This window comes from Mesorhizobium sp. NZP2298 (genome assembly GCF_013170825.1).
Taxonomy (GTDB): domain Bacteria; phylum Pseudomonadota; class Alphaproteobacteria; order Rhizobiales; family Rhizobiaceae; genus Mesorhizobium.
The window spans coordinates 1,802,501-1,805,000 of record NZ_CP033365.1 but is presented as its reverse complement, the minus strand read 5'-3'; the positions used below and the strand labels follow the sequence as shown (position 1 = coordinate 1,805,000).

The window sequence follows — 2,500 nt, the reverse complement described above, 5'->3', positions numbered from 1 at the left end:
CCGTGACAGCCAAAAACGCGAACGGCCCGCCGGCGGGATGCCGGGCGGGCCGTTTGTGATGTTGGTTTTGGGGACAGGATTTGAGTTTTCTGTCCTCGGCGTCGGCTTTGCCTCCTTGCGGGGCCCAGATGACAGGTTCAAATCGGCCGGCCGTGACAGCAAAATACAAAAGAGCCCGCACAAGGCGGGCTCTTTTGTATTTGGTTGCGGGGACAGGATTTGAACCTGTGACCTTCAGGTTATGAGCCTGACGAGCTACCGGGCTGCTCCACCCCGCGTCAACCCTCAGCAAGCGTTTGCTTGCTGATCTAGGCAAGCATTTTCTTGCCGAACTAAGCAAGCGTTTGCTTGCTGATCTAAGCAAGCGTTTTCTTGCTTTGGACGTAAGCGCACACCCACGAATAGGATGGCCTACAAATAGGTAGATGGCTCACCAAATGAAAGGGCCGCTTACGCGGCCCGTGTTTCCCGTTGGCGGGCCTTGTTCGTAGAGAGAAGATTTCATCACATCGACCAAAAAATCGGCTTCGATTTCTGGAAGGTACGATGTGACACATAAAACGTGCATTTAGCAGACCTGGCAGCGACCTACTCTCCCGCGTCTTGAGACGAAGTACCATCAGCGCTGGAGCGTTTCACGGCCGAGTTCGGAATGGGATCGGGTGCAGCCGCTCCGCCATAACCACCAGGTCGGCAAAACGCACGTTGTTCGAGAAGCTGTTTTCTGTGCCAAGGCGACGTTTGCGTTTTGCTAACGGGCAAAGCCCGCAAGCGCGACTGCGCGCCGCCGGTTTTCCGGCGCCCTCGCGGAGCATAGGCCCGTAAGGGCCGCTCATGCGTGAGCGCTGGTAAGACCATCGTATTTCACGATGAGCATAAGGAATGAGAACGATCAAGCCGATCGAACTATTAGTACCGGTAAGCTTCAAGCGTTGCCGCTCTTCCACACCCGGCCTATCAACGTGGTCGTCTTCCACGGTTCTCAGGGAATACTCGTTTTAAGGTGGGTTTCCCGCTTAGATGCCTTCAGCGGTTATCCCGTCCGGATATAGCTACCCTGCTATGCGGCTGGCGCCACAACAGGTCCACCAGAGATCCGTCCATCCCGGTCCTCTCGTACTAGGGACAGATCCTTTCAATATTCCTACACCCACGGCAGATAGGGACCGAACTGTCTCACGACGTTCTGAACCCAACTCACGTACCGCTTTAAATGGCGAACAGCCATACCCTTGGGACCTGCTCCAGCCCCAGGATGCGATGAGTCGACATCGAGGTGCCAAACAACCCCGTCGATATGGACTCTTGGGGGTCATCAGCCTGTTATCCCCGGCGTACCTTTTATCCGTTGAGCGATGGCCCTTCCACGCGGGACCACCGGATCACTATGACCGACTTTCGTCTCTGCTCGACTTGTCAGTCTCGCAGTCAGGCAGGCTTATGCCATTGCACTCAGCGAACGATTTCCGACCGTTCTGAGCCCACCATCGCGCGCCTCCGTTACTCTTTAGGAGGCGACCGCCCCAGTCAAACTACCCACCATACATTGTCCCGGACCCGGATAACGGGCCGCGGTTAGACATCCATAGTAATAAGGGTGGTATTTCAAGGGTGGCTCCACCTGAGCTGGCGCCCAGGTTTCAAAGCCTACCACCTATCCTACACATGCCACTACGAATGCCAATGTAAAGCTATAGTAAAGGTGCACGGGGTCTTTCCGTCTAACCGCAGGAACCCCGCATCTTCACGGGGAATTCAATTTCACTGAGTCTATGCTGGAGACAGCGGGGAAGTCGTTACGCCATTCGTGCAGGTCGGAACTTACCCGACAAGGAATTTCGCTACCTTAGGACCGTTATAGTTACGGCCGCCGTTTACTGGGGCTTCGATTCAGAGCTTGCACCCCTCCTCTTAACCTTCCAGCACCGGGCAGGCGTCAGACCCTATACGTCGCCTTGCGGCTTCGCAGAGCCCTGTGTTTTTGATAAACAGTCGCTACCCCCTGGTCTGTGCCACCCTCCTCTGCTTGCGCAGAAAAGGGTCACGCTTCTTCCGAAGTTACGCGTGCAATTTGCCGAGTTCCTTCAGCATAGTTCTCTCAAGCGCCTTGGTATACTCTACCAGACCACCAGTGTCGGTTTCGGGTACGGTTTATAAGGAGGAGCTATTTCCTGGAACCACGCAGCAGCCCGTTCAATCCGATAAGATTGGACTACCTCAATGATCCGTCACTACCTCCAAGCCCACGAATATTAACGTGGTTCCCATCGACTACGCGTTTCCGCCTCGTCTTAGGGGCCGGCTAACCCTGCTCAGATTAGCTTTAAGCAGGAACCCTTGGTCTTTCGGCGGGGGAGTCTCTCACTCCCCTTACGTTACTCATGTCAGCATTCGCACTTCTGATACCTCCACCACCCCTCACGGGTATGGCTTCATCAGCTTACAGAACGCTCCGCTACCGCTCGTATTGCTACGAACCCTAAGCTTCGGTGTATGGCTT

At 55.1% G+C, this 2,500-nt stretch carries 1 tRNA gene and 2 rRNA genes (1 of these 3 only partly in view); all 3 read right to left on the bottom strand.

Features of this window, described 5'->3' with window-relative positions:
• Positions 1–201: 201 nt before the first annotated feature.
• Positions 202–278, bottom strand: a tRNA-Met gene (locus EB231_RS08760).
• A 297-nt stretch (positions 279–575) separates the two neighbouring features.
• Positions 576–690, bottom strand: a 5S ribosomal RNA gene (gene rrf / locus EB231_RS08755).
• Between the two features lie 198 nt (positions 691–888).
• A 23S ribosomal RNA gene (locus EB231_RS08750) occupies positions 889–2,500 on the bottom strand (it continues 1,186 nt past the right edge of the window).